Below are 744 nucleotides of genomic sequence, written 5' to 3' on the forward strand. Positions count from 1 at the left end.
AACGTTCCCGCGCTACAAGCAGTTTGGGACTAAATTAAGCCCATTATTCGGATTTGCCAAATCTTCCAAATACAAAACCAATTTCAAATTAAGCCTAATACCCAAATTGCTTGTAGCGTGTGTTACTGGCTGTGTTTTTAGGTTTAATTATATTCTTTAACATCATCTATCAAAAAAGAATTTCCAGATTTTATTATTTTTATATCTCTTTTGTAGTCAGTTTTAAATTCAGTATCACTTAAAATAGTTTGGAAAATATAACTATCATCGCTTTCTGATAATAAATTGCATTTTGTGATTTCAATTTTCCCCCAATCCTGCCCTGATATTAGAAACCCAAATCCAATTCCCGAATATTTTGTATCATATTTATTTTTCCACTTATTTTCAAATTCTGTTTGGGTCATTGCTACGTCAGTGTCTAAATCAACATTTGTAGCTTCAGTTTTGTATTCCTCATAAGTTGTGGTAGTTATCCCTGTCATTTTCGGAAAGTCTTTTTTAAAATAAGTTTTGATAGTTTCAATTAGCCATTTTTTTGCACTTTCTGAATTTTCGCTTGCTTGATTGTTTTCTATTTTATTATTTTCAATTGTAGTTTTTTCAACAAGTTGATCTTGTTTTGTCGGCTTGTTTTGGCAAGAAATTGAAATTAAGACTATTAAAAATAACACTGCGATTTTCTTCATAATTTGTTTTTAATTTTAAGGCTGTTTTTTGTGCAACATAGCCAGTAACGTTCCG

Annotated in this window: 1 protein-coding gene; it reads right to left on the reverse strand. The window is 30.2% G+C overall.

Annotated elements, in window-relative coordinates:
* Positions 1-143: 143 nt before the first annotated feature.
* Complete coding sequence (locus L1S34_RS14800) at positions 144-689, reverse strand: hypothetical protein (RefSeq protein ID WP_236364870.1); 546 nt, start codon at positions 687-689, stop codon at positions 144-146.
* Between the last annotated feature and the right edge of the window lie 55 nt (positions 690-744).

This window comes from Flavobacterium sp. K77, from assembly GCF_021608205.1.
Taxonomy (GTDB): Bacteria; Bacteroidota; Bacteroidia; order Flavobacteriales; family Flavobacteriaceae; genus Flavobacterium; species Flavobacterium turcicum.

Coding starts and splice junctions, on each gene's coding strand:
- L1S34_RS14800 (WP_236364870.1), bottom strand. CDS start 689: ATGAAGAAAATCGCAGTGTTATTTTTAATAGTCTTAATTTCAATTTCT.